33 protein-coding genes are annotated in these 26,255 nt (G+C 58.0%); 12 read left to right on the forward strand and 21 right to left on the reverse strand.

Annotation, left to right across the window (positions count from 1 at the left end; translation table 11 throughout):
• Positions 1–3 precede the first annotated feature (3 nt).
• Positions 4–438, reverse strand: coding sequence for a DUF1249 domain-containing protein (locus QUE41_RS18425; protein WP_286340429.1), 435 nt, complete (start codon positions 436–438; stop codon positions 4–6).
• Positions 438–1,061 carry an ADP-ribose diphosphatase gene (nudF, locus tag QUE41_RS18430; RefSeq protein WP_286340430.1) on the reverse strand — a complete coding sequence of 208 codons (624 nt, stop codon included), beginning with the start codon at positions 1,059–1,061 and terminating at the stop codon, positions 438–440. Before nudF ends, QUE41_RS18425 begins: the two co-directional genes overlap by 1 nt.
• A gap of 213 nt (positions 1,062–1,274) precedes the next feature.
• Here nudF and tolC point away from each other — a divergent pair, with 213 nt between their 5' ends.
• Positions 1,275–2,588 (forward strand): outer membrane channel protein TolC, encoded by a 1,314-nt coding sequence (gene tolC / locus QUE41_RS18435; RefSeq protein ID WP_286340431.1) that lies wholly within the window; start codon positions 1,275–1,277, stop codon positions 2,586–2,588.
• Between the two features lie 60 nt (positions 2,589–2,648).
• Here the strand turns inward: tolC and QUE41_RS18440 are convergent, their stop codons facing one another.
• The 3 genes from QUE41_RS18440 to QUE41_RS18450 are packed head-to-tail and all read right to left on the reverse strand — an operon-like array spanning position 2,649 to position 4,753.
• Entirely contained in the window at positions 2,649–3,314 is a 666-nt protein-coding gene (locus QUE41_RS18440; RefSeq protein WP_286340432.1) for a TIGR04219 family outer membrane beta-barrel protein, read from the reverse strand.
• A gap of 6 nt (positions 3,315–3,320) precedes the next feature.
• Complete coding sequence (locus QUE41_RS18445; RefSeq protein ID WP_286340433.1) at positions 3,321–4,289, reverse strand: DUF2333 family protein; 969 nt, start codon at positions 4,287–4,289, stop codon at positions 3,321–3,323.
• A gap of 14 nt (positions 4,290–4,303) precedes the next feature.
• Entirely contained in the window at positions 4,304–4,753 is a 450-nt protein-coding gene (locus QUE41_RS18450) for a copper chaperone PCu(A)C (protein ID WP_286340434.1), read from the reverse strand.
• 58 nt (positions 4,754–4,811) lie between these two features.
• Here QUE41_RS18450 and QUE41_RS18455 point away from each other — a divergent pair, with 58 nt between their 5' ends.
• Positions 4,812–5,552: an enoyl-CoA hydratase-related protein gene (locus tag QUE41_RS18455; protein ID WP_286340435.1), complete on the forward strand. Its 741-nt coding sequence runs from the start codon at positions 4,812–4,814 to the stop codon at positions 5,550–5,552.
• A 50-nt stretch (positions 5,553–5,602) separates the two neighbouring features.
• Here the strand turns inward: QUE41_RS18455 and QUE41_RS18460 are convergent, their stop codons facing one another.
• From QUE41_RS18460 to deoD, 4 genes are all read right to left on the reverse strand, one after another.
• The gene (locus tag QUE41_RS18460) at positions 5,603–5,761 is read right to left on the reverse strand and encodes a hypothetical protein (protein WP_286340436.1); all 159 of its coding nucleotides are present in this window, start codon (positions 5,759–5,761) and stop codon (positions 5,603–5,605) included.
• Positions 5,746–5,946 carry a PspC domain-containing protein gene (locus tag QUE41_RS18465; protein WP_286340437.1) on the reverse strand — a complete coding sequence of 67 codons (201 nt, stop codon included), beginning with the start codon at positions 5,944–5,946 and terminating at the stop codon, positions 5,746–5,748. Before QUE41_RS18465 ends, QUE41_RS18460 begins: the two co-directional genes overlap by 16 nt.
• Before the next feature lie 185 nt (positions 5,947–6,131).
• The gene (locus tag QUE41_RS18470; protein WP_286340438.1) at positions 6,132–6,422 is read right to left on the reverse strand and encodes a hypothetical protein; all 291 of its coding nucleotides are present in this window, start codon (positions 6,420–6,422) and stop codon (positions 6,132–6,134) included.
• Between the two features lie 211 nt (positions 6,423–6,633).
• On the reverse strand, positions 6,634–7,344 hold the full coding sequence (gene deoD, locus QUE41_RS18475; protein WP_286340439.1) for a purine-nucleoside phosphorylase: 711 nt from the start codon (positions 7,342–7,344) through the stop codon (positions 6,634–6,636).
• An 89-nt stretch (positions 7,345–7,433) separates the two neighbouring features.
• Here deoD and QUE41_RS18480 point away from each other — a divergent pair, with 89 nt between their 5' ends.
• Complete coding sequence (locus QUE41_RS18480; RefSeq protein ID WP_286340440.1) at positions 7,434–8,093, forward strand: Crp/Fnr family transcriptional regulator; 660 nt, start codon at positions 7,434–7,436, stop codon at positions 8,091–8,093.
• A 47-nt stretch (positions 8,094–8,140) separates the two neighbouring features.
• Here the strand turns inward: QUE41_RS18480 and dusA are convergent, their stop codons facing one another.
• The 5 genes from dusA to QUE41_RS18505 form a co-directional block, all read right to left on the reverse strand.
• Positions 8,141–9,094 (reverse strand): tRNA dihydrouridine(20/20a) synthase DusA, encoded by a 954-nt coding sequence (gene dusA, locus QUE41_RS18485; RefSeq protein WP_502876031.1) that lies wholly within the window; start codon positions 9,092–9,094, stop codon positions 8,141–8,143.
• A gap of 238 nt (positions 9,095–9,332) precedes the next feature.
• The gene (locus QUE41_RS18490; RefSeq protein ID WP_286340442.1) at positions 9,333–10,250 is read right to left on the reverse strand and encodes a DUF5692 family protein; all 918 of its coding nucleotides are present in this window, start codon (positions 10,248–10,250) and stop codon (positions 9,333–9,335) included.
• Between the two features lie 109 nt (positions 10,251–10,359).
• On the reverse strand, positions 10,360–11,196 hold the full coding sequence (locus tag QUE41_RS18495) for a hypothetical protein (protein ID WP_286340443.1): 837 nt from the start codon (positions 11,194–11,196) through the stop codon (positions 10,360–10,362).
• A gap of 48 nt (positions 11,197–11,244) precedes the next feature.
• A complete protein-coding gene (locus QUE41_RS18500; RefSeq protein WP_286340444.1) occupies positions 11,245–12,417 on the reverse strand; it encodes a DUF5692 family protein in 1,173 nt (390 codons plus the stop codon).
• Positions 12,418–12,463: 46 nt separating this feature from the next.
• Positions 12,464–13,090, reverse strand: coding sequence for a hypothetical protein (locus QUE41_RS18505; RefSeq protein ID WP_286340445.1), 627 nt, complete (start codon positions 13,088–13,090; stop codon positions 12,464–12,466).
• Between the two features lie 343 nt (positions 13,091–13,433).
• On the opposite strand from QUE41_RS18505, the gene QUE41_RS18510 reads away from it, so the two are divergent.
• Both QUE41_RS18510 and QUE41_RS18515 read left to right on the forward strand, forming a co-directional pair.
• Positions 13,434–13,652, forward strand: a complete 219-nt coding sequence (locus tag QUE41_RS18510; RefSeq protein WP_286340446.1) for a hypothetical protein — start codon at positions 13,434–13,436, stop codon at positions 13,650–13,652.
• A 72-nt stretch (positions 13,653–13,724) separates the two neighbouring features.
• On the forward strand, positions 13,725–14,285 hold the full coding sequence (locus tag QUE41_RS18515) for a chalcone isomerase family protein (RefSeq protein WP_286340447.1): 561 nt from the start codon (positions 13,725–13,727) through the stop codon (positions 14,283–14,285).
• Between the two features lie 133 nt (positions 14,286–14,418).
• On the opposite strand, the gene QUE41_RS18520 is transcribed toward QUE41_RS18515, so the two are convergent.
• Positions 14,419–14,829 carry a secondary thiamine-phosphate synthase enzyme YjbQ gene (locus tag QUE41_RS18520; protein ID WP_286340448.1) on the reverse strand — a complete coding sequence of 137 codons (411 nt, stop codon included), beginning with the start codon at positions 14,827–14,829 and terminating at the stop codon, positions 14,419–14,421.
• Positions 14,830–15,037: 208 nt separating this feature from the next.
• On the opposite strand from QUE41_RS18520, the gene QUE41_RS18525 reads away from it, so the two are divergent.
• The 5 genes from QUE41_RS18525 to QUE41_RS18545 all read left to right on the forward strand — a co-directional run bounded on the left by QUE41_RS18525 (position 15,038) and on the right by QUE41_RS18545 (position 19,164).
• Positions 15,038–15,394, forward strand: a complete 357-nt coding sequence (locus QUE41_RS18525; RefSeq protein WP_286342973.1) for a curli production assembly/transport protein CsgE — start codon at positions 15,038–15,040, stop codon at positions 15,392–15,394.
• A gap of 15 nt (positions 15,395–15,409) precedes the next feature.
• Positions 15,410–15,799: a curli assembly protein CsgF gene (locus QUE41_RS18530; RefSeq protein WP_286340449.1), complete on the forward strand. Its 390-nt coding sequence runs from the start codon at positions 15,410–15,412 to the stop codon at positions 15,797–15,799.
• Positions 15,799–16,554 (forward strand): CsgG/HfaB family protein, encoded by a 756-nt coding sequence (locus tag QUE41_RS18535; RefSeq protein ID WP_286340450.1) that lies wholly within the window; start codon positions 15,799–15,801, stop codon positions 16,552–16,554. Before QUE41_RS18530 ends, QUE41_RS18535 begins: the two co-directional genes overlap by 1 nt.
• Before the next feature lie 298 nt (positions 16,555–16,852).
• Positions 16,853–17,338, forward strand: a complete 486-nt coding sequence (locus tag QUE41_RS18540; RefSeq protein WP_286340451.1) for a hypothetical protein — start codon at positions 16,853–16,855, stop codon at positions 17,336–17,338.
• Positions 17,339–17,358: 20 nt separating this feature from the next.
• Positions 17,359–19,164: a beta strand repeat-containing protein gene (locus tag QUE41_RS18545; protein ID WP_286340452.1), complete on the forward strand. Its 1,806-nt coding sequence runs from the start codon at positions 17,359–17,361 to the stop codon at positions 19,162–19,164.
• Between the two features lie 56 nt (positions 19,165–19,220).
• Here the strand turns inward: QUE41_RS18545 and QUE41_RS18550 are convergent, their stop codons facing one another.
• From QUE41_RS18550 to dnaB, 3 genes are all read right to left on the reverse strand, one after another.
• Positions 19,221–19,850 carry a helix-turn-helix transcriptional regulator gene (locus tag QUE41_RS18550; protein WP_286340453.1) on the reverse strand — a complete coding sequence of 210 codons (630 nt, stop codon included), beginning with the start codon at positions 19,848–19,850 and terminating at the stop codon, positions 19,221–19,223.
• Positions 19,851–20,010: 160 nt separating this feature from the next.
• Positions 20,011–21,093, reverse strand: coding sequence for an alanine racemase (gene alr / locus QUE41_RS18555; RefSeq protein WP_286340454.1), 1,083 nt, complete (start codon positions 21,091–21,093; stop codon positions 20,011–20,013).
• 9 nt (positions 21,094–21,102) lie between these two features.
• Positions 21,103–22,503: a replicative DNA helicase gene (dnaB, locus tag QUE41_RS18560; protein ID WP_286340455.1), complete on the reverse strand. Its 1,401-nt coding sequence runs from the start codon at positions 22,501–22,503 to the stop codon at positions 21,103–21,105.
• A gap of 94 nt (positions 22,504–22,597) precedes the next feature.
• Here dnaB and QUE41_RS18565 point away from each other — a divergent pair, with 94 nt between their 5' ends.
• The gene (locus tag QUE41_RS18565; RefSeq protein ID WP_502875909.1) at positions 22,598–24,802 is read left to right on the forward strand and encodes a S46 family peptidase; all 2,205 of its coding nucleotides are present in this window, start codon (positions 22,598–22,600) and stop codon (positions 24,800–24,802) included.
• A gap of 112 nt (positions 24,803–24,914) precedes the next feature.
• The gene (locus tag QUE41_RS18570; RefSeq protein ID WP_286340456.1) at positions 24,915–25,151 is read left to right on the forward strand and encodes a DUF2798 domain-containing protein; all 237 of its coding nucleotides are present in this window, start codon (positions 24,915–24,917) and stop codon (positions 25,149–25,151) included.
• Between the two features lie 61 nt (positions 25,152–25,212).
• Here the strand turns inward: QUE41_RS18570 and rplI are convergent, their stop codons facing one another.
• Genes rplI through priB form a run of 3 tightly spaced genes read right to left on the reverse strand, consistent with a single transcriptional unit; the run spans position 25,213 to position 26,252 of the window.
• Entirely contained in the window at positions 25,213–25,662 is a 450-nt protein-coding gene (rplI, locus tag QUE41_RS18575) for a 50S ribosomal protein L9 (protein ID WP_286340457.1), read from the reverse strand.
• Positions 25,663–25,704: 42 nt separating this feature from the next.
• Positions 25,705–25,932: a 30S ribosomal protein S18 gene (gene rpsR / locus QUE41_RS18580; protein ID WP_028109942.1), complete on the reverse strand. Its 228-nt coding sequence runs from the start codon at positions 25,930–25,932 to the stop codon at positions 25,705–25,707.
• Between the two features lie 11 nt (positions 25,933–25,943).
• A complete protein-coding gene (priB, locus tag QUE41_RS18585) occupies positions 25,944–26,252 on the reverse strand; it encodes a primosomal replication protein N (protein ID WP_286340458.1) in 309 nt (102 codons plus the stop codon).
• Positions 26,253–26,255: the final 3 nt, after the last annotated feature.

Genomic DNA, 26,255 nt, shown 5'->3' on the forward strand with positions numbered 1-26,255 from the left:
GGTTTACTCCCTAACTTCAGCCACCATGGCCTTAAGCCTATGGGGCGATAAACATTCCAATATTTCAGCCAGAAACAGGTTTGTCTGGAACCTGTCCTGCGCCAGCCACAATTTGGCAGTCTGCCAATCATACAACGGCGAAAGGCCGGAGATCTGTTGACCACTTAACACTTCTGCCAGTCGAGCGTCGTGGTACATCCTAACCGACATGCAGGGGATAGTCAGCCAGGAGCTCGCAGGCACCCAGCGCTGTATCTGTAAAACCTGGGTGTAACGGGTTTGCTCCACCAGGGTGAAGCCCACTTCTATCAGGGGAGAGAGGCGCATATGCCAACGTTCCCCGGGCTTGGCATCCTCGGGGATCAGGGGCAGCAGGCGCAGATAGTTGCGCCCATACAGGGCGTGTAACCTCGCCAGCGAATCGCGCCGTTTGGCCATCAGACCTCAACCCTCCTGAGTTTGTGGTGATTCAATTCCAGCCATTGTAGACCAATCACGCTGCTTCCATTGTCGATTTGTCCAGATTCCACCATCTGGTACGCCTGGGTTCTGGGCACCACCACCACCCGGATGTCTTCATGCTCATCATCCAGGCCGTGAATCCCCTCAGCCTTGGAGGCATCCACCAGGGCCAGGACCATATGAAGGCGCTCGGAGCAGCCCCCCGGCGAAGAGAGATGGCTGCCGATGGGGGTGAGGCCAGCGCTGCGCAATCCGGTCTCCTCCAGCAGCTCCCTCTCGGCGACCTCCAGAACCGACTCCTTCTTATCGATCATCCCCGCCACCAGTTCATAGAGCCAGGGATTGTCGCTGTTGCCTATGGCGGGAATGCGGATCTGCTCAATCAGCACCACCTCATCCCGCACCGGGTCATAGGGCAACACCACCACCGCATTGCCCCGCTCGAAGATCTCCCGGGTCACCACCTCGCTCATGCCGCCGTCGAACAGGGGGTGGCGCAGTTTTCGCTGAATCAGTTTGAAAAAGCCCTGAAACAGCGTTTTTTCCTCCAGAAGCTCGATCCGTTCAGGATCCATCTGGCCAGGAAGTTGTACTTTCATCCATCTACCCTCTGTTTGGCGAATTTCTCCAGCCTTATGAACTCTATAAACTGTTACACTTGGTGACGCAAAATGATTGACTTTCCTGGGTGCAATTCAGTTTACTAAGGCTGTCAAAGTCAAGGTCGTCTTGGGAATAACGGGTTTTCCCAGCCCGGAAATTTAGCTTGCCTGTGGTGCAGGCTAGCTTTGTGTTTACTTTAAGGATTTCAAATGCGACTCAAATTTCGTGCATTGACCCTAGCGCTTGGTCTGGCCGGTGCAACCCTGCCAGCTCATGCGGACGATCTCTATCAGATCTACCAACAGGCACTGACCAAGGATCCGGTCCTGCTGCAATCCAAAGCGACTCGTGACGCCGCCTTCGAAGCGATCGATCAGAGCCGTGCCTCTCTGCTGCCCCAAATCAGTGGCTCCCTGGGCTATGGTTACTCCTGGTTTGATGACCTGGGTGAAACCTCAGACAGCGGTGGTTCCGGTTCCGGCAGCATCGAGCTGGGTCAGAGCATCTACAATCACGCCAACTACGTCAACCTGGCGCTGAGTGAGAAGAGTGCTGCCCAGAGCGACGCCAACTACTCGCTGGCCGCCCAGAGCCTGATCGTGCGGGTGTCCAACGCCTACTTCGACGTGCTATCTGCCCAGGACTCCCTTGAGTTCGTTCAAGCCAACAAGCGTGCCATCGAGCGCCAGCTGGAGCAAACCAAGCAGCGTTTCGCCGTGGGTCTGACCGCCATCACCGACGTGCATGAAGCCCAGGCTCAGTATGACCTGGCCATCGCCGAGGAGATCAACGCTCAGAACACCCTGGAGAACAGCTACGAGGGCCTGCGTGAGATCACCGGCCTAGAGCACAGCGAACTGTCCGTGCTGGACACTCAACGCTTCAGCCCCTCTGCCCCGGCCCCGGCCACTCACGACGCCTGGCTGGCACTGGGTGAGGAGAGCAGCCTGGAGCTGCTGAGCCGCCGCCTGGGTGTGGACATTGCCAAAGAGCAGATTGAACTGGCGAAAACCGGTCACCTGCCCAGCCTGGATCTGGCCGCTGGCATCACCGCCAACTATGGTCAGGAAGATCGCCCCAACCAGATCACCAACGATACCACTGGCCAGATCGGTCTGACCCTGAGGGTACCCATCTTCAGCGGCTTCTCCGTGACCAGCCAGGTTGAGCAGGCCAAGTACAACTTCGTGGCCTCCTCTCAGGCCCTGGAGGAGACTCACCGCTCCGTGGTGCGTAACCTGCGCAACAGCCTGAACAACGTTAAGGCATCCATCAGCACCATCAAGGCCTATGAGCAATCTGTGGTCTCTGCAGAGAGTGCCCTGAAGGCCACCGAAGCGGGTTTCGAAGTGGGTACCCGTACCATTGTTGAGGTACTGAACTCCACCCGTCAGCTGTACAGCGCCAAGCAACAGCTGGCCGATGCCCGCTACAACTACATCCTGGCCGTTCTGTCCCTGAAGCAGGCAGCCGGAACCCTGAGCGCCGAAGACGTACAGATGATCAACAACGGTCTGAAGTAAACGTTGCGCCTACGAAAAAACCGCCCATTGGGCGGTTTTTTTATGGCTGGCGCAGGATGATTAGAAGCTCAGTTCCACACCGACGAAGGCACCGGAGAACTCCAGGTCCGCCTGAGTGCCCCAGTCGCTGACGTCAAAGGTGTGCTGGCGATAGCCCCCCTTGATGGCCAGGTCCAGGGCCAGCATATCCAGCTCCCAGCCCAGGCCAGCCTTATAATCGCTGATCTCGCGATCGTCATAGCTGGCCAGCACCCCGTCGGCAAACACAAACAGGCCGGTACCAATCAGGTTCACCTGTCCCCGCACATAGCCCATGAGAATGCCATCATCCAGGTTGTCCTGGTTGAGGGCGCCATCGTTGAGCTTGCCACTGTACAGTCGGTAGCTGGCGCCCAGGTCCAGTTCTACGGCACCATTGTCCAGCAGCTCATAGTAAGCCACCAGTTCGGTGTTGGAGAGGTCCGCCTTAACGGAACCCTGGCCGTCTGACTCCTGCTGGTTGTGACGCAGCATCACGTTGGGCACCAGGGGAATGAAGTGCTCGAAGGCGACATAGCCGCTGGGCTGATAGCTGTCGTCCCAATCACCACCCGTGCTGTGCAGATCGCCACTGACGCTGTTCTGCTGCAGATCCAGGCCCAGCTTGACCCCCAGTACATCGGCCTGGGCGGTTCCGGTCAAAGCAGTGGCAAGACAGGCCGCCGCAACAGAGAGTTTCAAACGCATAAAGAGTTACCCTTGAGTTAGCAGTTGTTTGAGGTCAATCAGTGCCGCATTGGCACGACTGATGTAATTCGCCATCACCAGCGAATGGTTGGCCACCAGGCCAAATCCGCTGCCATTGAGCACCATGGGACTCCAAACGGTCTCCTGGGTCGCCTCCAGCTCACGGATGATCTGTTGCAGGCTGACGGTGGCGTTCTTCTTCTCCAGCACAGGAGCAAAGTCGGACTCCACGGCATTCATGATCGCCAGCAGCGCCCAACAGCTGCCACGGGCCTCATGAAACACATCGTCAATCTTCCACCAGCTGGTTTTCACCTCCTGCTCGCTCACCGTCATGGTGGACGCACTGGCGGAGGTGTCCCCGGCCAGATCGGTATTCAGGCGAGCCTGACCGACACTGGCGGACAATCTCTGGGACAGGCTGCCCAGACGCTTCTCCACCTGATCCAGTACCGCCACCAGGTTGTCGGCTCGGGCGTAGAACTGGGCCGAGGGCTGAGTGGGGTCACTGATGCGCATCCGGTAGGACTTGAGCGCCTCGATGCCATCGCGATACTCGGATTCGGCGCTGGGGATCAGCCAGCTGCGGTGGTCGATGTTGAATTTCGGCTGAGCCTTGGCCAGATCCGGGTCCTCGGCAGACTGGGACTGGGAGCGAGCCAGGTCCTTGCGCATCACCAGGGTCAGATCCCGCACCTGCTCCAGGGCACCGAACTCGAAAGCAGGCATGTTATCCATCAGCACCGAAGGCGGCATCTTGTCATTGGAGAGGAAGCCCCCGGGTTTATCCAGCAGGTTTTCCATCACCTCAATGGCCGCAGAGGTGGTGGCATAGCCGGTCACCGGCGTCTCCCCGCGCAGACGGTCGTTGCCAATCTGGTCTGGCTCGAAACTCCACCATACGGCAATCAGCCAGTTCAACAGCAGCAGACCCGCCAGGCCTGCCACAATCCACTTCCTATTCAATGCGGCCATACACTGGCTCCTCTTTAGTGGTGATGATGGTGCTCATGCCCGGCGGACTTCATGTCCACCACCGGCAGGATGGCGTCAACTTTGTCGCCGTTGGCAAAGCTCAGGGTGCACTTGACCTGCTGGCCGGCCAATGGCTGCTGAGTCAACTGCAGCAGCATGAGGTGATCTCCCCCTTCGGCAAGGGTCACCGACTGGCCCGCGGGCAGTTCGATGCGCTCAATGCGGCGCATCTTCATCATGCCGTTCTCGGTCAGCATGGTGTGTATCTCGGTCTTACCGGCGATGTCGCAGCTGGCCCCGATCAGGGCGGTGGCTGCGTCATCATTGTGAAGGGTCAGGTAGGCGGCGGTGTTGGGCACTCCCGGCGGCATCTCCCGCACCTTGGCATCACTCAGGGTAATGGCCGCCATGGCTGGGGTTGCGGCCAATAGGGCACAGCAAGTAAACAGTTGTTTGAATTTCATCGCGCTTCCCTTACACTTTTTCCTTCAGTACAAAAACTCTCCACGGAAAGGAGCAATTATGGCCAATCCCATAGCGATCTCCCGTGACGGTAACGTCATGGTACTGACCATCAATCGGCCCGACAAGCGTAACGCATTGACACATGAGATGTATTACCAGCTGTGTGACGGCCTGCAACAGGCGGAAAAGGATCCTGAGATCCATGCCTGCCTTCTCAGGGGGCAGAGCAACTGTTTTACCGCCGGCAACGACCTTGGCAACTTCCTGGCCGACGGTGGCTTCGATGAATCCAATGCCGCCGCCCAGTTCATTCAGCTTCTGCCGACCCTCAGCAAACCCCTGGTTGCTGCGGTAGGGGGCAATGCCGTGGGCATCGGCTGTACCCTGTTGCCCCACTGCGACATGGTGATCGCCGCAGACAACGCCAGTTTCATGCTGCCCTTCGTCAACCTGGGCATCGTCCCTGAAGCGGGCTCCAGCACCCTGATCCCTCAGATGTGCGGCGGGCCCCTGGCGGCAGAGCTGCTGCTGTTGGGAGAGCCCTTTGATGTGACGCGCGCCAAACAGGTGGGTTTGGTCAACCACAGCTGCCCTGAAGCGGAGCTGATGGATCTGGCCATGAGCTATGCTCAGAAGTTTGCCTCCCGTCCACCGCAGGCGATGCAGCAGGCCAAACGGCTGCTGAAGCTGTCCCAGCCACAGCTTGGGCAGGTGATGCAATCGGAGTTTTCCGCCCTCGGAGAGCGGCTGACCAGCGATGAGACCCGCCAGGTGATTCAGGCACGTCTGAAACGATAGGGAAAGCGGGGCCCCCGAGAGGGCGTTGGGGACCCCGCGAAAATTCGATTCTACTGGCTCTTCTGCCAGTACCAGCAGGCGATCACCACCACGGCCAGGGTCGCCAGGGACCAGCTGCCGTAATCCTGCCACCACCACACCAGTGCCGGGGGATCGCTCAGGGTCGCCAGACAGAGGCACAGCAGCAATACGACTAGCAGTAACGGCATCGACGTTTCGGCATCAACAGGGTGGCGACCAGGTAAGCCAGGGTCGCGGTCACTGGCTCAAGCATCAGATAGACCAGAAAGATGGCCCGGCACCAGAAGGGGCTGAATCCCAGATAGCTGCAGAGGCCGGCAAAGGTTCCGGCGACCCAGCCCCGGCTGGGATCTCGTTGGATTTTATTGGCCATGGTTTACCTCCTGGTCCTGCAATTCTTTCCTACTCACTCTTTCAACGGTCATCACCCGTTCAGGCAACGGCCGGAAAACTTCCCTGGGCTCTAGCACACTTCGTTGTAGATCCAATAGCCCAGGACGGTCAGCATCCAGCCGGCCAGGGGCAACATGCACAGCATGGCCGGCATCCAGTTCACAATCATTCTGCATCCTCTCCCTGTTGGTGAGCAGCTGCGGTCAACTCGGGCTTGGGCTGCTTGGCGGCCAGCTCGGTGGATTTACCCACCAACAGCATCTGGGCGGCCAGTCGCACTTCGTTGGCCAGTTGACGTTCCAGGGCTTGGCGCATTGAGGCTACCTGGGAAGACACAAACTGCTCGACTCCCTGCTCAATCTCGCCGTGAGGGGTCGCCTGGGCACCGGCGGAAAACATCAACACTGCGGCCAATGAAACGGATACCAGAGACTTCACTTTGATTGAACGGTCCATGAGATTTTCTCCAAAAGGGTGAATGTGTAGTTCACATAGGACTATTCAATCAGCGTGCCAACTTTTATCTCATTGATATTTAAAAGAATGTGAAAAAACAGGGGGGAGGACGGAGTGCCCATTTAAGGAGATCTCCGGGGAAATGGTGATTTTCACCAACCCTTGGTGAAATTGGTTAAGAAAGGGACAGCAGGCTGCCCCTCATACAGAATCAAGCGGGTTGCACACCGGTGGCCAGGGCCAGCTCCACCATGTCGCTGAAGCTGTTCTGGCGCTCCTCGGCGCTGGTTTCCTCGGTCATCAGCAGATGATCCGACACGGTGAGGATGGTCAGGGCCCGGGCTCCCTGTTCGGCAGCGATGGCATAGAGGGCCGCCGCCTCCATCTCCACCGCCAACACCTTCATCCTTTGCAGGGCGGGCAACAGTGCCGGGTCGCAGCCATAGAAGAGGTCATTGGTGAACACTGTGCCGAAGCGGGCCGGAATTCCCAGCCGCTGGGCCTGCTGATGGCAAGCCATCGCCAATCCGAAGTCCGGCACCGCAGGATAATCGTAACCCGCCAGCCGGGTGCGGTTGGTGAGTGAGGCGGTGCCGGCACCGGTGGCCACTACCACGTCCCTGAGCTTGAGATCCTCGGCCACCCCGCCGCAGCTGCCGATGCGGATCAGGGTTTTGACCCCATAATCGCGAATCAGCTCTTCGGCGTAGATGGAGATGGAGGGGATGCCCATGCCGTGGCCCATCACCGAAACCCTGTGGCCCTGCCAGGTACCGGTAAAGCCGAGCATGTTGCGCACATTGGTCACCTCCACCGCGTCCTCGAGAAAGGTGTCAGCAATGTATTTGGCCCGCAAAGGGTCACCGGGAAACAGCAGCAGGTCAGCGAAGTCGCCAGGTTTGGCATTGATATGGGGAGTCATCTTGGTTTCCTCTTTTTTCAGTGTCGACGACAGTGTAAAAAGAGGCTTGAGAACAGTATGAGGACAATTGTCCGCCTGGGGAGCCAGAAATGCCCGCATCAGAATCCCACCCTCTGCGCAGCGCCATCGAAAAGGGCCATCAACAGCTGGTGGAGGCCATCCACGCCCTGCCATTAAAACAGTGGCTATTGCCCGAAGGGGAGCCCCTGCTGCGCCAGGGAGAGCGTGTCGACGCCCTCTACTGGGTGGAACAAGGGGAGTTTACCCTGCACTACGCCGCCGCCAACGGCAAAGAGTTTGGCCTGGGGATCTGGCAGGGGGATCAGCGACTGTTTGGCGAGGTGGAACTGCTCACCGGCCAGCCCTGCCAGTTTGATGTGGTCCCCCTGATGCCGGTAAGCGTACGGCAACTGCCCAGGGACACATTCGAAAGCCTGCTCACCCATCACCCGGAGATCGCCCTGTGGCTCAGCCAACAGCTGGCGGGTTACTACCAGGGGCAGATGCAAAGGGCCATGACCCTGAGCCTCTACCCCCTGGCACACAACATCGCCCTGGACCTGATGCAGCGCCGTGCCAACGGCGAGCCGGACCTCAAGCTTTATCAGGAAGCGGCCCGCTTCGGCTGTTCCGAGCGGGTCTACCGCCGGGTGGTGGCTCAGCTGACCGAACTGGGGCTGGTGGAGAAACGTGGGGGGCGACTGGAGATCATTGACCAGGAGAAGCTTACCGCCTTTCTGGATCTGTAAACAACAACGCCGCCCCGAGGGCGGCGTTTGTCCTGTCTGACGGCTGCTTAAGCCTGCGCCTGCTCCAGAGGCTCACCCACCTGGGCCATCGCCTCCAACAGCAAGGCTGGCGTGGCATCGGCCAGATGGGCACGCTCGGACAGGGTACGGCGCCAGGTGCGGGCACCGGGCAGTCCATTGAACAGGCCCAGCATATGGCGGGTGACGTGGTTGACCCGGCCACCCCGGGCCAGATGACGCTCCACGTAGGGCACCATCTTCTCCACCACCTCGCGGCGATCCGCCACCGGGGTATCGCAACCGTAGATCGCTCTGTCCACCGCCGCCAGAAGATAGGGGTTCTGGTAGGCCTCACGGCCCACCATGACGCCATCCATCTGCTTCAGGTGGGTCTGGCACTCCTCCAGCGTCTTAATGCCGCCATTGAGCGCCAGGGTCAGGTGGGGGAAGTCGCGCTTCAACTGATAGGCACGCTCATAGTCCAGAGGCGGGATCTCCCGGTTCTCCTTGGGGCTGAGACCGGAGAGCCAGGCCTTACGGGCATGGATGGTGAACTGCTCACAGCCGGCGGCCGACACCAGCTCGACGAAGCGGGTCAGGAACTCGTAGCTGTCCTGATCGTCGATGCCGATGCGGGTCTTGACCGTCACCGGAATGTCCACCACCTGGCGCATGGCGTCCACGCTCTGGGCCACCAGCTCTGGTTCTGCCATAAGACAGGCACCAAAGCGGCCGTTCTGAACCCGGTCGGAGGGACACCCCACGTTGAGGTTCACCTCGTCATAGCCCAGCTCCTCGGCACGCTTGGCGCACAGGGCCAGCTCCTCAGGATTGCTGCCTCCCAGTTGCAGAGCCACAGGGTGCTCCTCCTGGTTGTAACCCAGGTAGTCTCCCTTACCGTGGATAATCGCCCCAGTGGTCACCATCTCGGTGTACAGCAGGGTATGTCGGGACAGCAACCGCGCAAAGTAGCGGTAATGCCTGTCGGTCCAATCCAGCATGGGGGCCACGGAGAAGCGGCAGTTGTGCTCGGCGTAACTCAAAGAAAGATCACCCTAGATTCAGTTCAACACAGCCGGAGACGACACTCCGGACGGCTTTGGGCCGGGGATTATAGCAAAGCCACGCCCCTCAAAGAAAACCCCGCCAGCAAGGTAGACGGGGCAAAAGGAGTGATGGGCCATTTCTCAATGGGTTGGCGTGCTGCGCCGGGTGATGCGCCCCGGCACAGATAATGACTCAGCGGGCGGACGCCACGTGCTGATAGGCGGGAAGGTGCTCATACAGCTCATCCTTGAGAGGATGGCGACGAGCGGTGCGAATGCGATGTATCTGGTAGATGGCCAAGGCCACGTTGGCTGCCAGGGCGATGGCCGAGACAAACCACAGGGCCGCCGGATCACCGGACGCCTTCACAGCATATTTAGAGGTGTCCACAAAGCTTGGGAAGCACATGACAAACATCATCCAGAACGCCAGGGTGTGGGCCCGGTGTTGCAACCAGGCTCCGCGGCGCATGAAAAAGGCCGGGATGGTGCAGGAGAGCAGCAGGGCCGCTCCGGCGTAAAACGCGTGGTCACCGACGCAGTTGTAGACATAGGCGAAGTTCCACAGATCGTAGGCGATGATCCAGAACCACAGCATGTCGGGCCAGAGCATATCCTTGAACTTGTCCCGGCTGATGAAGATCCCGGCCCAGCCACAGATGGTGAGGATATTCAGGATGCCGGCGATGCCGTTCATGATGTTCCAGGAACCGCCGGTGATCATCACGCCATCCACCAAGCCGTTGAAGCTGTAACACTGAAAGTCCCGCACGACGGCTTCGGCGATGTTGATGGCCAGAATGGCCGGTGGAAACATCAGCACCCACTTTTTCTGAGCCGCGCCCGGGATATAGCGGATCGCCATAAAACCGATGCAGCCCGCCAGCACCGAGTACACCTTGGCCCAGTGGAACCAGGTGCCCACACTGGAGCCTTCTGCGGTGGTGGTGTGGGGCCAGACGGTGAAGGTCAGCACCAGGGGCAGGACAATGAAACAGCCGATGCCGGCCCACATGCTGCGGCGGGAGATCTCGTTGAGCAGAATCAGGGCGCCCAGAACCGCAAAGAAGGCGACCCAGGAGTGAAAGGGGATAGGTTCAAACAGAGACATGTTTCCACCTCGTAAGGTAGGGCGGAGGAGCGGAATGGGGATTGAGGATGACACCGCTCCTCCTGAAAGCTGGCAGAGCTACGGACGAGGCTCTGCCAGCGTTTCTGGGTTAGAAGGCGTAGTTGTATTCCAGCCAGTAGCTGTCGTCCTTGGCGGTGCTGTAGTAGGCGCGGACGTTCTGCTTCTTGGTCAATTGATACGCCAGGGAGATCTCGAATTCGTAGGCATCCATCTGCAGGCCGCCCTCCATCACGTCGTCATCCCAGGACTTGCCGTTGAGCTCCATGGTGTAACGGTAGCTGGCCAGGGTCCACCAGTTGTCGGAGATGGTCCACTTGGCGTACACCATGGCGGTACCGATGGTGGAGGCGATGTCCACACCACTGGAGCTGGAGTCGGGCCACTCTGGATTCAGATCCTGAATGTTGTCGTCCATGATCACCGCACCCACATAGAGGATGGGCCAGATCAGGATGTCCTCACCCACGGGGATGGTGGCTACGGGACCGGCCTGTATCACCGAGGTGGACCCGAAGAAGGGATGATCGGCAAATACCGCGTCGACGGAGAAGCCCAGGCCGTTCTTGGTATTAATGGTGCCGTAACGCAGACGGTAGGAGCGGTTACTGGCGTACCCTTTGGTTTTGGTGCCTACGGGCCCAATACTGCCATCTGGGTATTGGCCATATTGAATACCACCAAATTTGGGGGTTTTATCGCCTTCATTGAAGATGTTTTTCACTTCAAACAGAATACCGGTCTTTTGATCAAATTCTCCTTTATCTTCACTCAGGGCCATCATCCCTTTCAGGTTGGCACCTTCGCTACCATAAGATGCACCTAAATAAGTGTACACTTCGGTTGGGTTGCCCATATCCGGTGCTTCTTCAGAAGCAAATGCAGACAAACTCAGGGCGGCCATCGCTAATGCAGTGAACTTTTTCATTATCAACTCCAGAATCATTTAATTATTTGTTTGTTTCGTAACTAATAACTAACTCGCCATCTCTTGTTTCAAGCGGTAATTTCTCCATTTGGCGCCGAACACTTGGTAGAAAAGGATGGAATTAAGAACGAAGCTCAAAAGTCCAACCGCCAGCATTAATTCGTCGTTTCTTGGCAGCATCACCACGTTACTTTCGTACATCGCCGGATTGGTGAAGTAGTACATAAAGGAGAGGGCCAGGGTGAACGCCCGCGCCTGCAACCAGGTACCTCTGGTGATCAGCAGAGACGGAATGGTGGCCGCCGTCAGCACCATAAACTGAGCTGTGGCAGACCCAGGGAAGTTCAGGTAGACGAAGGCAAAGTTCCACACGTCATAGGCGATGATCCAGAAGGTGGTCATGGCCGGCCAGATCATGTCCTTCTCCTTGGTCTTGGCCGCCTGAATCTGGGCCCAGCCGGTCAGAGTGATGATGGAGAAGATGCCACCGATGGCGTTGAGCACATTGGCGGTATAGCCCATGCTGAAGTCCTGCAATACCGCCTCGGAGATGTTCAGTGCCAGGAAACCCGCAGCACAGAACTTGGCCCACTTCATCTCGCCCACCTTGGTGTAGCGAATCAGGGTAAAGAGCACACAGGCGCCGACCACGGAGTAAAGCTTGACCCACTTGAACCAGTAGCTGACACCGTAGCTGGCCCACAGGGGAATCAGCACTATGGGCAGGACGAAGAAGATGATCACCGTGGGCCACTTGTAACGGCGGCAGACCTCGTTCATCACCATCAGGCCAATCAGCACCAGCAGTACGTGACCATAGGCTCTGGCCTCAATCCACTTGTGGCCGATGAATTTCTTGCCCTCCTTGGCATAGTGAAAGCGATCGGCGGAGACCACGGTCATGTCGGCGTTGTCGAAGTTGTCGATCTGCTGACCAGGAGAGCCGGTGATGACCAGGCGATTGCCATCGATCTGCCACTGTTTCACCTCAACCTGATTGTGACCACCGGACTGCTTGGTGATGGTCACCTGATGGTCTGGCGCAAACTCCAGTCTGAAGAAGATGCTTCCCTGGCCCGGGTCGCCATCCATGGTGCCTTGCCAGATCTGACCGGCAAACTGATCGCCGATAGACACCCCATCCAGGTCATTGGCCAGGACGGCCGGAGCCAGTACCAGGGCCAGCAGCCAGGCACAAAATAGCTTAAAAAAGGATTTCATTTCGTTTCTCCGCGGGGCAGCCACCCTGCCCCGCATTAGCGTTAACTCAGGCAGTTAGCGGTTTTTGACCGGGCAGCAAGGGACTGCTTTCCTCGGTCCTGGCATCCACCACCAGCGGCGGTTGCCTGTCCCCATAGGGAGGTTCATTGCCACCCTCAGCATTGGGCTGACGGAACTTCTTGAAGTACCAGAACAGGTAGGCCACATGCAGTACGGCGTTGGCTACGCCCCAGTAGAGCAGTACCTGATCGTTGGCCCAGTGGGTGGAGTCCATGACCTTGGCGAAGGGGTCGCCCATGGCACGCACCAGGATGTGGAACGCCAGGGTGTAGACTCGGGCAATGATGTAGAGCTCGGGGCGCTTCTTGAACACGGGGTAGAGCTCTGCCGCCATCAGAATGCAGAAGGAACTGGCGAAGTATCCGGGGTTTTCCCCATAGACAAAGGCCATGTTCCAGGTGGTGTAGAGGAAGTTCCATGACGCGGTGGAGTAGAACAGCAGGTCATTGGGCGCGTCTTTACCGATAAGCCAGTATTGGCGCTTGCCGTTCTTGTATTTGGGGAAGGGCATGGTGGCCAGCAACACACAACCTGCAATGAAGTTGAAGTAGTTCTCTGTCACCAGGTCCTTGACGGTTGCCTCGGCAATGTTGAGGAAAAGTACGCCGTACAAAACCCACAATACCCAGTCTTTTCGGAAAAACTTAAGTATCCGGTTTGGATTTTCATAATAGAGATATGCAATTCGTGCGGTACCGACAATTAACGCGGTAGGAATAAGCACGCTGACGGTTTTTGCCCAGCGGAACCAACCATCCAAATTGTCCGCCCAAAGAGGGGCAGTCAATAAAGACAGCAACCAGAAAAGAAAAGTAAATCTTGGTGTTCTTCTCATCATTTCGACGAGAACTAGCAGGAATACAATGTAGCCCACCATGGAAACTACATAGGTAGAAATCGGGATACCCATACCAACCTCAGAATTTATCCAGACTCGCTTTAGAGCTTTTACTCTAATGTTTGGTTTGGCCGAATTTCATGACCGGGATCAAGAATTTTTCCGCCGTTTTTTTGAACTGACATCAATATGGTTCGAACCAGATTATTTAACCGAAAAACAGGCCAATACTTCAAAGGGAGCGTTGCAATCAGAGGATTTTCAAAGCAAAAAACGAGATGACAGACAGATAACCCCATTCGTTAACATGGGCGAACATTTTGGAAAAATAGATTGATTTAAATCAATAAAAAATAGATTAGAGCAAATACTCTAATGGGGATTCTGGCCATATTTAAGGTGACCCAAGATGCAAAAAATGCCCCTGCTTTCCCTATGCTTCTCCCTGGCCTTCAGTGGCGCCGCCTGGTCGGTGACCATGGCCGATGTGGAGCTGGCTGATAACCTCACTCTGGATGGTGTGGAGATGCCTTACCGAGGCGCCGGCATCCGCTCCAAGTTCTTTATGGACCTCTATGTCAGCTCCCTCTACAACCAGGAAAGCCTGCCCGCAGGCGAACTGATGGAGGGGCAAACCGCCACCACCATTCAACTGGACATCATCTCCTCGATGATCACCTCGGAAAAGATGACCGCCAGCATGGAGGATGGTTTTGCCCAATCCGCCGGTAAACACCTGCCGCAGCTGAAAGAGCAGATCAGCCAGTTTACCCAGGCGTTCAGTGCCCCGGTCAGTGAAGGTGACACCTTCCAGATCGTCTCCATTCCCGGGCAGCCGGTGGAGCTGATTAAAAATGGCACCAAGCTGGTGGCGGTCGAGGGCGAACTGTTCCGCTCGGTCCTGCTGGGCATCTGGCTTGGTGACGATCCCCTCGACGATGACTTGAAAGAGGAGATGCTGGGACTCTAGCCATTATCAAGCTTTGTTGTCGCTCTGTTGACCGCACCTATAAGGTCAACTGAACACGAACGCGCGTGAGTCGTACTGTCCGGATACGCCGCCGGACCGTTTCGGGGCCAGCCTTAGACCTGGCCCCTTTTTTCTAGCTCATCAGGGTCGCCAGGATGCGACGCCCTCCCCCATGATCCCGGTGCTCGCCCAGATAGATTCCCTGCCACTGCCCCAGCGCCAATCGACCCTTACGAATCGGCAGCATCAGGCTGGTGCCCAGCAAGCTGCTCTTGATGTGGGCCGGCATATCATCATCCCCCTCATAGTCATGACGGAAGTAGCGGGTGCCATCGGGCACCAGCCGGTCGAAGAAGGAGGAGAAGTCCCCCCTGACCGTGGGATCGCAATTTTCATTCAGTGTCAGGCTGGCGGAGGTGTGCTGCAACTGCAGGTGCACCATGCCCACAGCGATCTCTGCCAGGGGCAGCTCCCGGCAGATATGATCGGTGATCAGGTGGAACCCCCTTGGGCGGGGATCCAGTCTGAGTTCAATCTGTTTCATCGAATTATCCTGGCGTCGAAGGTGTTACCGGCATAGTGGCAGCTCTCCCACAGGATGCAAGCGCCCCAGGCATGGACTAGTCCATTCGGGGGAGGAAACTACACTTTCGGGTAATGGGCTGATTCAGACTCAGCCCCTAAGTTAGGCCCTTGACTGCAGACCCCGAGCTGAGCTCAAAAGGAGTAGAGCGGTGCGACGATTGATCCTAATGCTGCTGTTGGCCATGCCTCTTCCCGGTCAGGGGGAGGATATTGAGCTGGACGGCATGCTCATCGACCGCACCCTGACTCGATTTGGCAAGGAGTTCATCTACTACTACGCCGGTTACTGGCGGGACTTGCCAGGGACTCAGGGGTTTATCGTGACTGTTTATGAAACCGTATACCCCCAGGCGGGCACCAAGCTGTGGATAGAGGTCAACCAGACTCCCATCTACCAAACCTATTTCGGCCGACGCTATAACGATCTGAAGAAACGGGCGGACCAGGCGATGCTGGTGACCATTGACCATGTCACCAAGGTCAAGGCCAACCTGATGCTGGGGCAAAACGAAGAGCAGTGGTAATTCAAGGAGAGAATGATGAAGCTCAACCCCCTGCTGTGTGCCGCGGCCCTGCTGTCACTGCCCGCCGCCGCCACCCAACTGACCTATCAGCCCATCAACCCCAGTTTCGGCGGCAACCCGCTCAATGGCAGCTTCCTGCTGGGAAAGGCACAATCACAGAATGACCATACGGCGGACCGCACCGAACTCAGTTTTGTGGAGCGCTTTCAGGAGTCTCTGGAGCGTAACCTGCTCTACAGCCTGACCCGGGCCATCACCAATGGTGACTTCACCGCCGGAACCTACAACACGGGCGAATACGTGGTGGAGGTGATCGACAGCGACCCCAGCAACATCATCGTCCGCATCACCGACATCGCCACCGGCGAAGTCACCGAAATCACCATGCCCAGGCAGGAGTTCTGATGAAACGGCTACTCACCCTGGCATTGCTGGTCACCCTCACCGGCTGTTCGGCCATTCCCAAACCGGACCTGATGACCGAAGAGGCCAAGATTGACCCGGTCAGCGAACTGATGCAATCCCTTAAGGACGCCCCCAAGCCGGCGTTTCCCATACCCGTCGCGGTCTATGCCTTCAGGGATCAGACCGGACAATACAAGCCCCAGGCCAATGTCAGCTCCTTCTCCACCGCCGTCACCCAGGGGGCCACTTCCATGCTGGTGCAGACCCTGCTGGATACCGGCTGGTTTGATCCTGTGGAACGGGAGGGGCTGCAAAACCTGCTGACGGAAAGAAAGATCATCCGCCAAAGCCAGGCCAAAGGTGACGAGATGCCCACCCTGGCCAACGCCAGGTTGCTGTTCGAAGGGGGGATCATCGCCTACGACACCGACACCTCCACCGGAGGCATCGGCATGGAGTACTACGGCATTGGCGTCTCCGAGCTCTATCGCCAGGACCAGATCACCCTGTACCTGAGGGCGGTGGATGTGCACACGGGCAAGGTGCTGATGTCGGTCTCCGCCACCAAAAACATCTTCTCCCAGGAGCTGCGAGCCGGCTTTTTCCGCTACATCAGCCTGAACCGACTGGCGGAAGCGGAGGCGGGCTACACCACCAATGAACCTGTGCAGTTGTGCGTTCGTCAGGCCCTGGAAACCGCCGTGGCGGAGCTGATTGAGCAGGGCAAGACCAAGGGTTACTGGTCCGCGGGTTAACCCGTCAATTACCCCAGTTTGGGCGGCCTGAGGGCCGCCTTTTTTTGTGCGATTTTGCCGTCTGTCCGCTGTAAGCCTACTGCCCCTCCCGTTGCCCGGATTTGTAGGGATTAGCCCCTCACCCAAGGACTAACTCCATGGGACTAGTTCCGGGGTTAATCACAGACAATCTCGAAATAATCCCTTTTATTTTTAATCCCTTAGCAATTGCAAAATAATCAAACAAACCACCCAAAGTGGCTATGGAGAGCGAGGGTGCAGGGCTATAGCATGGAGTCAACTTTTTCGCGAGGTGGCTATGAAACTTCGACTGATTTTGCCGCTGCTCTGTGCCATGCCGGTATGGGCCACGGACCTCTCCCTACCCCTACAGAACCTGATGGAACAACACTCCGTCAGCCAGCTTCTGCGTGGAGAAAACCGTGTCTCCCTGACCCAGACCGGCACCGACAATCTAGCCAGTCTCCTCCAACGGGGCAGCGGCAACTCCATCACCCTGACCCAGCAGGGACAGACTCAGCAAAGTACCGTCATACAGCTGGGCGAAAACAACCGTGTCTACGCCCTGCTGGTCGGCAGCGATAACCAGCTGGACCTGGAACAGGTAGGCCGAAGCAATCAGGCCCAGATGTTCCTCGGCGGCAACGGCAGCAAGCTGGACGTGAATCAATATGGCGACGCCAACCTGGTGGACGTCGGAATCTATTCTGTTACGCCTATGGACTCCCCCCTCTCCATTACCCAGACGGGCAGCGAGCGGACTCTATACATAGGCATCTACTAAAACCCAAGAGGAAGACGATGATGAAACATGGAGTTAAGTTCTCGCTGATCGCCCTGGCCCTGGCCTCTACCGGCTTTGCCGCACAGGCAGAGGACAGCGTTGTCGTAGAGCAGTCCGGCAACAACAACACCGCCAACTACAACTCATTAGGTGGCAATGCTGCCGAGATGATCCAACGTGGTAACGACAACACCATCGCCACCGGCCAGTTCACCGGCAGCGGCAACACTGCAGGCATCGGCCAGCTTGGCGATCACAACAGCGTCAGCCTGAACGAAACCAGCACCACCACAGGCAGTGGCAGCGACTACTTCCTGATTCAGTTTGGTGCTGAGGGTGTCGATCAAGCCCAGGGTCAGCAGATGAACATAGACATCGACGGCGGCAACAACGATGTTACCGCTTATCAGTTCGCCGGTGACGGCATGAACGCCGATGGCAGCGCAGGCACAGGCAACCAGCTAAACGTACAAGCCACTGGCGAAGGCAACGTACTGACCAGCTCGCAATCAGGCGACACCAACCTCATCGACATCAACTCCGGCAGCCTGAACACCAACGTCATCGGTGTAACCCAAGCCGGTGACAACAACACCCTGGACATGAATGAAGTGACCAACATCGGTGGCTCTGAGTTCGAAGTGTCTCAAGGCGGTAACAACAACCTGGCCGACTTCAGCGACGTAGCCCGTATCGATGGCTCCAGCATGGCGGTATTCCAGGAGGGTCAGGGTAACCAGACCAACTTCACCAGCATTGCCGACGTTAATGATTCTCGCATCACCGCCGATCAGGTCGGAGACGGCAACACCATCAACTTCTCCGAAGTGACCGGTGTGGACAGCTCCACCCTGGAAGCGTATCAGCAAGGCAACAGCAACACCGTGAACTTTGCCAGCGCCACCAACCTGACCGACAGTGTGGTGACCGCCGAGCAGATGGGCAACAGCAACAGCATCAGCGGCAGCCTGAGTGGCCTGAACAACACCACTGTCACCTCCTTCCAGGGCAGTGAAGAGGATGCAGAGCCCAGCACCAACAACCAGGTAACCTTTGCCATTCGCGATGCCAGCAACAGTGAATTTGCCACCGAGCAGCTGGGCAAAGACAACACCATCGATGTTGACATCATCAGTGCCGATGAGGTGACCTACAACCTGACTCAGGATGGCGAAGGCAACCGCATCGACTACGCCAGCTCCTGGTTCTCCTCCAACATCGACCTGACCGTCGATCAGACCGGTAAAACCAACGTCACCTATGTCTACGCCGACGGCCGCGACACCACAGTGGACATGATCCAAACCGGCGAGTCCAACCGCGGTGTTGTTCGCTCCAGCGCCAGCGGCTCCGACCTCGATACCGTACAAAATGGTGGGTTTAACAACCTGGATCTGCTGATTGGCGGCGACGACATGACTGCCCGTCTGGTTCAGCTGGGCTACCGAAACACCCTGACCGGTGACGACGGCAGCCTGAGCGTCAGCGGCAGCGGCCACACCCTGGACCTGGTGCAAAATGGCGACGACAACGTTCACACCAGTGACGTAGCCGGTAACGGCAACACCCTGGACACCTGGCAGCTGGGTGATGAGAACCAGTTGACCAGCAGCCAGAGTGGTGACGGCCTCATCGCGTACGGTTACCAGATTGGTGACAGCAACGAGCTGAGCGTGACTCAGACCGGTGAAAACAACGAAAGCTACGTACTGCAGATTGGCACCGACAACAGCGCCATCGTTACCCAGGCGGGCTTCGGCAACTTCGCCGATGTCTCCCAGGGCGGCATTGGCAACAGCGCCACCATCAGCCAGATGAAGCCTTAAATTCATCACCCATTAAAAAAGGGAGCCTCGGCTCCCTTTTCTGTTTTCACCCTGGCTCAGTTCAAGCCCAGCTTGCTCACCAGTTCCACCCGGTTGCGGGTCTCGGTCTTGCGGAAGATGGAGGCCAGGTGCGCTTTCACCGTGTACTCGCTGATAAACAGCTCCCGGGCGATCTCCTTGTTCCTGGCCCCCATGGCCACCAGCCGTACCACACTCTGCTCCCGGTTGGTCAGCTTCTCCTGCTCCTGGCGCTTCTGCAGCTGAATCTGGCTGCCGATCATCCGGGTCACCGCCTTCTCCAGGGTCGCCCGGGAGAACCACAGTTCCCCCTGCATCAGGGCCCGTAATGCGGACAGGGTCATATCCACCCGCTCCTCCTGGAACAGCAGTCCCTTGAGGCCCAGGGTCAGCAGTTGCACCGAGTCTACCTGAGACTCTCTGACGTCGTAAAGCACCATGGCGCTCTGGGGCAGCATGACCCGGGCCCAGTCGGGCAGTCCACTGGTGCCGATTCCGCCCTGCCAGGGCACCAGAGTCAGAGTTTGGGGATCCGCATCGGGCTCAGGCAACAGCGGATCGTCGATGGTGTGGATCTCCACCGGAATCCCCAGGGTGGCGCACAGCATGGGCAGAGAGCTGGGCAGCTCCCCGCTCTGATAGAAGAGAATTTTGGAATAGGGGGTCATAGGCATTCCTTGCACTCAAGCTGCCGAACATCCGTTGCCCGACATGACCGTAACGACCCCAACCTATAGGCTTAGCAGAGAAAGTTCAAGAAAGTGAACGCAGATCAACAGCATGCACAAACAACTTAGATGCATCTCATAAGCCACCCTTGGGGATGGCCTACTCCACGTAGCGATATTGCACCCGGGCGGTGGTGCTGCACAGCAGTTCATAGGGGATGGTGGACGCGCACTCGGCGACCTCTTCCACCGGCAGGCCCTCTCCCCACAGCACCACGGCATCCCCCACCTGAACCGGATCGTCACCGATCTCCACGGTGATCATGTCCATGGAGACACGACCCGCCAGGGGGTAGCGCTTGCCGTTGATCAACACCGGGGTACCGCTGACCGCGTGGCGGGGGTAGCCGTCCCCGTAGCCCATGGCGATCACCGCCAGGCGGGTGTCCCGACTGGCACGCCAACTCTGGCCATAGCCCACGGGATCGCCCGCCTTGTGCTCGCGCACCGCCAGCACCGCGGTTTTCATGGTCATCACAGGTTTCAACTCATAGTCTTCCGGGCGACCGGCGATCATCGGCGAGCCGCCGTACAGCGCCAGGCCGGCACGCACCCACTGCCCGTGGGATGCGGGCCAGGCAAGCGTCCCGGCGGAATTGGCCAGGGTGCGCTCCCCCGGCAGACTCTTGGTCAACTGATTGAACAGGGCGATCTGCCGGGTGGTTTCCGGGTTCTCCGCCTCATCGGCCACGGCGAAGTGGGTCATGAAGTTGATCTCACCCTGGATGTTGTCCAGGGCCCGCAGGCGCTGATACAGGGCTTCGAACTGATGGGGCTGAACCCCGAGGCGGTGCATGCCGGTGTCCAGCTTCAGCCAGATGCGTACCGGCTTGCTGAGGGCGGCGCGCTCCAGTATCGCCACCTGTTCACTGTCGTGAATGGCCACCTCCAGATCGTGGCTGGCCGCCAGTTCCAGATCCTCTTCGGAGAACACCCCTTCCAGCAGCAACATCCGAGCGCCGATCCCTTCCCGTCGCAGGCACAGCGCCTCCTCCAACCTGGCCATGCCGAAGCCATTGACGCCGGCGTCATCCAGCCATCTGGCCAGGGTCGTCAGGCCATGGCCATAGGCGTTGGCTTTGACCACCGCCATGATCTTTGCACCGGGCGCCAGTTGGCGCAGCCGGCCCAGGTTGTGCAACAGGGCACTTCGGCTGATCTCAGCCACAGGGGAAAATCGCACTGCAGATCCTTACTCGTCGTACTCGAAACCGCCGCCGGCATAGTTGTCAAAGCGGGAGAACATCCCCTGGAAGGTGAGAGGCACCTTGCCAATGGGGCCGTTCCGCTGCTTACCGATGATGATCTCGGCGGTGCCCTTCTCGGCGGTATCCGGGTGATATACCTCATCCCGGTAGATAAACATAATCAGGTCGGCATCCTGCTCGATGGAGCCGGATTCACGAAGGTCGGAGTTCACCGGGCGCTTGTCGGCCCGTTGCTCCAACGAACGGTTAAGCTGGGACAGGGCAATCACCGGTACATTCAGCTCCTTGGCCAGAGCTTTGAGGGAGCGGGAGATCTCGGCGATCTCCAGGGTCCGGTTATCGGCCAGGGCCGGCACCTGCATCAGCTGCAGGTAGTCCACCATGATCATGGAGAGGCCTCCGTGTTCACGGGCGATTCGCCGGGCACGGGAACGCACTTCCGTCGGAGTCAGGCCAGAGGCATCGTCGATGTACATCTTGCCCTGTTCCATCATCAGCCCCATGGTGCTGGAGACCCGGGCCCAATCCTCGTCATCCAGTTGACCGGTACGGATCTTGGTCTGGTCCACCCGGCCCAATGAGGCGAGCATACGCATCATGATCTGCTCCGAGGGCATCTCCAGGGAGAAGATCAGCACCGGGTGGTCCTCATTCATCGCTGCCGCTTCACACAGGTTCATGGCGAAGGTGGTCTTACCCATGGAGGGACGGGCCGCCACAATGATCAGATCCGAGGGCTGGAATCCGGCGGTCATCTTATCCAGATCAGAGAAGCCACTGGAGACCCCGGTCACCCCGTTATGGGGGTTGGAGTAGAGCTGTTCGATCTTATCGACCGTCTTCTCCAGGATGCTCTTGATGTTTTCCGGCCCCTCGTTGGCGTTGGCCCGGCTTTCGGCGATCTTGAATACCTTGGTTTCCGCCAGATCCAGCAGAGCGGCAGAATCCCGCCCTTCCGGGTTGAAACCGGCGTCGGCGATGTCGTTGGCCACCTTGATCATCTCCCGCACCACCGCCCGTTCACGGACGATTTCGGCATAGGCGACGATGTTGGCGACACTTGGAGTGTTACGAGATATGTCAGACAGATAGGGGATGCCGCCGACGTTTTCCAGCTCTCCCTGACGGCTCAGCTCCTCTGAGACCGTCACCAGATCCAGCGGGTGTCCCCCCTCCAGCAGCAGGGACATGGCGGCGAAGATATACTGATGGCTACGGCTGTAGAAGTCCTCTTTGACCACTCGCTCAGCCACCTGGTCGAACACATCGTTGTTCAACATCAGGCCACCTAGGACCGACTGTTCCGCCTCAATGGAGTGCGGAGGTATCTTCAGTTGGTCGACCGTTTTCTGCTGCCCGCTTTCGCGCTGGCGTGTTTCTGCCATGTTAAACCCGTTACACTCGGAACTTATAGTTGATAAGATTGCCCCTTTCCGGGCGCCAGCCCAGACAGGATTCATAATAATAAAGGGATCTCCCATGCCAACCAAAGTTTCTTCTTCGGTATCAGCATTGGCGCTGAGCCTCTCCCTGGCGATGCCCGCCCTGGCGAACGAGGGCCAGTGGCTGCCAATGCAGATGCCGCAACTGGCGGATGAGCTGAAACAAGCCGGTATCCGTCTGCCAGCGGATCAGCTGGCCGATCTGAACCAGTATCCAATGAATGCGGTGGTGGGGCTCGGCTATTGTACCGCCTCCTTCGTCTCACCCAAAGGCCTGGTGGTCACTAACCATCACTGCGCCTACCGGGGCATTCAGTTTAACAGCAACGAAGAGCACAACTACCTGGATGATGGCTTCCTGGCCACCTCCATGGATAAGGAGCCCTCTGCCGGCCCCCAGGAACGCCTCTACGTTACTGACAAGATTGAAGATGTGACCGACAAAGTGTATGCCGGAACCACCGACGAGATGGACGGCTACCAGCGCTATCACACCATCCAGGGCAACCGTAAAGCCCTGCTCAAGGAGTGCGAGTCCAACGACAACTATCGTTGTCACGTTCGCAGCTTCCACGGCGGCAAGAAGTACTATCTGCTTCGCCAGCTGATGATTCGTGACGTTCGCCTGGTGTATGCCCCACCTCAGAGCGTCGGCTCCTACGGCGACGACATCGACAACTTCGAGTACCCCCGTCACAGCGGTGACTTCACCTTCCTGCGTGCCTATGTGGCCCCGGACGGCTCACCGGCCGCCTACAGCGAAGAGAACGTGCCCTACCAGCCCAAGAGCTTCCTCAAGGTCAACGCCAGCGGCGTTCGCGAAGGGGACGGCGTTCTGGTGGCCGGTTATCCAGGCCGCACCAGCCGCCACAAGCTGCTGAGCGAGCTGGAGTTCGCCTCCGACTGGCAATACCCGGTGGCCGCCAAACGCTACCAGCACCATATTGATCTGATCGATCAGTACGGGATGGACGATGGCGTCATCAAGATCGCCTACGCCGGCACCAAGGCCAGCCTGGCCAACCGCATGAAGAAGCTCAACGGCCTGCTGGACGGCTTCCGCAAGACCGACATCCCCGCCATCAAGGGCAGCAGTGAGCAGGCGTTCATCGACTGGCTGAAGGCCGATGCCAAGCACGCCAATCAGCTGGCCAAGGTGGATGAACTGCAGCAGAAGCTGGCCAAGCAGCGCGACTACAAGCAGCGCGCCTTCTACTTCGAAAACGCCCAGTCCAGTGCCATGCTGAGCACAGCCAATCGCCTCTACAAGCTGGCGAACGAGCGTCAGAAGCCGGACGCGGAGCGTGAAGAGGGCTATCAGGAGCGTGACATGAAGATGCTCCAGGGTCGCCTCAACCGTCTGTCTCGCAGCTACGACTCCCGTATGGACCGGGCCCTGTGGCAGACCGACATCGACGCCTACCTGGGCCAGGACAACCGTACTGCGGCCCTGGACAAGGCCTTGGAGACTCTGGATCTGGATCAGGCCTACGCCAACACCGAGCTGCATGACGGCGCCAAGCGTCTGGAGTGGATGACCCAGCCGGTCGACGCCTTCAAAGCCAGCAATGACCCCTTCATCCAGATGGCCGTGGCTCTGTATGACGCCAACGAAGCCAACCGCAAGGAGCGCCAGACCCTGGCCGGTGAGATCACCGCCGCCCGTCCCGCGGTAATGGATGCCCTGCTGGAGTGGTACGACAGCCGCAACCAGCCTGTGTACCCTGACGCCAATGGCACCCTGCGCATCAGCTATGGTGTGGTGGATGGTTACCAGTCTGCCGACGCCCTCTACAAGCAGCCCTTCACCAAGCTGGAAGGGATTGTGGAGAAGCACACCGGCGTCTACCCCTTCAACGCCCCTGAAAAGGTGGTCAAGGCGATCCAGGCCAAACGCTACGGCAGCTTCTTCCAAGAGAGCCTGAAGGCCGATAACCAGGCCTGGTACTGCGCCATCTTCTCCTGTCCTGAAGCCCGTGATGCTCACTTCGGCTCGGTGCCGGTGAACTTCCTCTCCAGCGTTGACACCACAGGCGGCAACTCAGGTTCCCCCATCCTCAACGGTGACGGCGATCTGGTGGGCCTGAACTTCGACTCCACCTATGAGTCCATCACCAAGGACTGGTACTTCAACCCGGAAATCACCCGTGCGGTGCACGTGGATTTCCGCTACGTACTGTGGATGATGGAGCAGGTCGACAGCGCCAACAACCTCCTTAACGAGCTGACCCTGGTGGAGTAATCCTCGGGTTCAACGAAAAAGGCGCACTCAGGTGCGCCTTTTTTTGGTCCGCGGCTGTGCTCTGGGCGTACTTCAAAGGAGTTCACCGAACAGGCTTAGCCAAGGAGACACCATGAATCGGCCCAAACTACTCATCACCGCCCTGTTAGGTTCCTTTACCATGGGGCTCATCATGTCCGCCGCCCTGACCACCATCCATACCGGCTTCGACGCCAACTGGACGCTGCGCTGGGGGGAGAGCTTTCTGATGGCCTGGCCTCTGGCCTTCCTCCTGAGCCTGACGGTGATGCCCAGGGTGGCCGAACTGGCCGGCTCTCTGATCTCAGAGCCCGTACGCAGGACCAAATAGCAGACATAAAAAAACACCGCCCGGAGGCGGTGTTTTTCAATCTTCCGGCTAATGCGGCAGATTACTCAGCAACAACGTTGATCTTAACGTTGGTGCTAACTTCGCTGTGCAGAGCGATAGCGATGTCGAATTCGCCAGTGTTGCGCAGAGCGCCTTCAGGCAGACGAACTTCAGACTTGGCTACTTCAACGCCAGCAGCAGTGATCGCGTCGGCGATGTCACGGGTACCGATGGAACCGAACAGCTTGCCTTCGTCACCGGCCTTGGAGGCGATAACTACGGCTTCCAGAGCGGCCAGTTTCTCGGCGCGAGCTTCAGCAGCAGCCAGCTTGTCAGCGATGTTCTTTTCCAGATCAGCGCGACGAGCTTCGAACTCAGCGATGTTGGCTTGATTAGCGAATACCGCTTTGCCTTGAGGCAGCAGGTAGTTACGAGCGTAACCAGATTTAACGGTTACCTTGTCACCCAGACCGCCCAGCTTGGCAATTTTATCCAGCAGAATAACTTCCATTACCTTTTCCTCTACTTTTAAAGGGTTAACCTAATGCCGAACTTAACCTTGCAGGTCAGTGTAAGGCAGCAGAGCCAGGTAACGAGCACGCTTGATGGCGCGAGCCAGCTGACGCTGGTACTTAGCGCTGGTGCCAGTGATACGGCTCGGTACGATCTTACCGCTTTCGGTAACGTAGTTTTTCAGAGTCGCTACGTCTTTGTAGTCGATCTCAGTAACACCGTCTGCAGTGAAACGGCAGAATTTACGACGACGGAAATAACGTGCCATTTGGGCATCTCCTATGAAATAGGTTCAATTGAGTCAGCGTGCAATATCAGGCGGCTTTGGCCATTCCTGCTCTGTTGCCAGGCGAGGAATCCCGCCACCCGTATTGGCTGACCTGAGTCCAATGAATCCAGTAAGGGTTGTGCTTCCCGACCGCTTACGACCACCTGTATCTTGCAGTAAACCGGACGATTCAGTCCCGCTTCCTGCTGCATGGAGCGATGCTCCAGAACGAAGTATCCGTGGGGAACTCCGTTGATACCGGTTGCCCGTTTAGGAGGCCGAAGGACGGTGCCAGTCAGCTCCAGGCGGTTGGTATTCACAAC

The organism is Ferrimonas sp. YFM (genome assembly GCF_030296015.1).
GTDB lineage: Bacteria > Pseudomonadota > Gammaproteobacteria > Enterobacterales > Shewanellaceae > Ferrimonas.

Bases quoted from the DNA above. Each gene is read 5' to 3' on its own strand.
- dusA (WP_502876031.1), bottom strand. From the start codon at position 9,094: ATGCTGGATTGGACCGACAGGCATTACCGCTACTTTGCGCGGTTGCTG.
- QUE41_RS18510 (WP_286340446.1), top strand. From the start codon at position 13,434: ATGTTTGGTTTGGCCGAATTTCATGACCGGGATCAAGAATTTTTCCGC.
- QUE41_RS18455 (WP_286340435.1), top strand. From the start codon at position 4,812: ATGGCCAATCCCATAGCGATCTCCCGTGACGGTAACGTCATGGTACTG.
- QUE41_RS18535 (WP_286340450.1), top strand. From the start codon at position 15,799: ATGAAACGGCTACTCACCCTGGCATTGCTGGTCACCCTCACCGGCTGT.
- deoD (WP_286340439.1), bottom strand. From the start codon at position 7,344: ATGACTCCCCATATCAATGCCAAACCTGGCGACTTCGCTGACCTGCTG.
- QUE41_RS18470 (WP_286340438.1), bottom strand. From the start codon at position 6,422: ATGGACCGTTCAATCAAAGTGAAGTCTCTGGTATCCGTTTCATTGGCC.
- QUE41_RS18520 (WP_286340448.1), bottom strand. From the start codon at position 14,829: ATGAAACAGATTGAACTCAGACTGGATCCCCGCCCAAGGGGGTTCCAC.
- QUE41_RS18450 (WP_286340434.1), bottom strand. From the start codon at position 4,753: ATGAAATTCAAACAACTGTTTACTTGCTGTGCCCTATTGGCCGCAACC.
- QUE41_RS18565 (WP_502875909.1), top strand. From the start codon at position 22,598: ATGCCAACCAAAGTTTCTTCTTCGGTATCAGCATTGGCGCTGAGCCTC.
- rplI (WP_286340457.1), bottom strand. From the start codon at position 25,662: ATGGAAGTTATTCTGCTGGATAAAATTGCCAAGCTGGGCGGTCTGGGT.
- QUE41_RS18540 (WP_286340451.1), top strand. From the start codon at position 16,853: ATGAAACTTCGACTGATTTTGCCGCTGCTCTGTGCCATGCCGGTATGG.
- QUE41_RS18425 (WP_286340429.1), bottom strand. From the start codon at position 438: ATGGCCAAACGGCGCGATTCGCTGGCGAGGTTACACGCCCTGTATGGG.
- QUE41_RS18500 (WP_286340444.1), bottom strand. From the start codon at position 12,417: ATGAAATCCTTTTTTAAGCTATTTTGTGCCTGGCTGCTGGCCCTGGTA.
- QUE41_RS18530 (WP_286340449.1), top strand. From the start codon at position 15,410: ATGAAGCTCAACCCCCTGCTGTGTGCCGCGGCCCTGCTGTCACTGCCC.
- dnaB (WP_286340455.1), bottom strand. From the start codon at position 22,503: ATGGCAGAAACACGCCAGCGCGAAAGCGGGCAGCAGAAAACGGTCGAC.
- QUE41_RS18550 (WP_286340453.1), bottom strand. From the start codon at position 19,850: ATGACCCCCTATTCCAAAATTCTCTTCTATCAGAGCGGGGAGCTGCCC.
- QUE41_RS18570 (WP_286340456.1), top strand. From the start codon at position 24,915: ATGAATCGGCCCAAACTACTCATCACCGCCCTGTTAGGTTCCTTTACC.
- QUE41_RS18465 (WP_286340437.1), bottom strand. From the start codon at position 5,946: ATGGCCAATAAAATCCAACGAGATCCCAGCCGGGGCTGGGTCGCCGGA.
- QUE41_RS18515 (WP_286340447.1), top strand. From the start codon at position 13,725: ATGCAAAAAATGCCCCTGCTTTCCCTATGCTTCTCCCTGGCCTTCAGT.
- QUE41_RS18495 (WP_286340443.1), bottom strand. From the start codon at position 11,196: ATGAAAAAGTTCACTGCATTAGCGATGGCCGCCCTGAGTTTGTCTGCA.
- QUE41_RS18460 (WP_286340436.1), bottom strand. From the start codon at position 5,761: ATGCCGTTACTGCTAGTCGTATTGCTGCTGTGCCTCTGTCTGGCGACC.
- QUE41_RS18545 (WP_286340452.1), top strand. From the start codon at position 17,359: ATGAAACATGGAGTTAAGTTCTCGCTGATCGCCCTGGCCCTGGCCTCT.
- QUE41_RS18525 (WP_286342973.1), top strand. From the start codon at position 15,038: ATGCTGCTGTTGGCCATGCCTCTTCCCGGTCAGGGGGAGGATATTGAG.
- rpsR (WP_028109942.1), bottom strand. From the start codon at position 25,932: ATGGCACGTTATTTCCGTCGTCGTAAATTCTGCCGTTTCACTGCAGAC.
- QUE41_RS18440 (WP_286340432.1), bottom strand. From the start codon at position 3,314: ATGCGTTTGAAACTCTCTGTTGCGGCGGCCTGTCTTGCCACTGCTTTG.
- nudF (WP_286340430.1), bottom strand. From the start codon at position 1,061: ATGAAAGTACAACTTCCTGGCCAGATGGATCCTGAACGGATCGAGCTT.
- tolC (WP_286340431.1), top strand. From the start codon at position 1,275: ATGCGACTCAAATTTCGTGCATTGACCCTAGCGCTTGGTCTGGCCGGT.
- QUE41_RS18480 (WP_286340440.1), top strand. From the start codon at position 7,434: ATGCCCGCATCAGAATCCCACCCTCTGCGCAGCGCCATCGAAAAGGGC.
- QUE41_RS18445 (WP_286340433.1), bottom strand. From the start codon at position 4,289: ATGGCCGCATTGAATAGGAAGTGGATTGTGGCAGGCCTGGCGGGTCTG.
- QUE41_RS18490 (WP_286340442.1), bottom strand. From the start codon at position 10,250: ATGTCTCTGTTTGAACCTATCCCCTTTCACTCCTGGGTCGCCTTCTTT.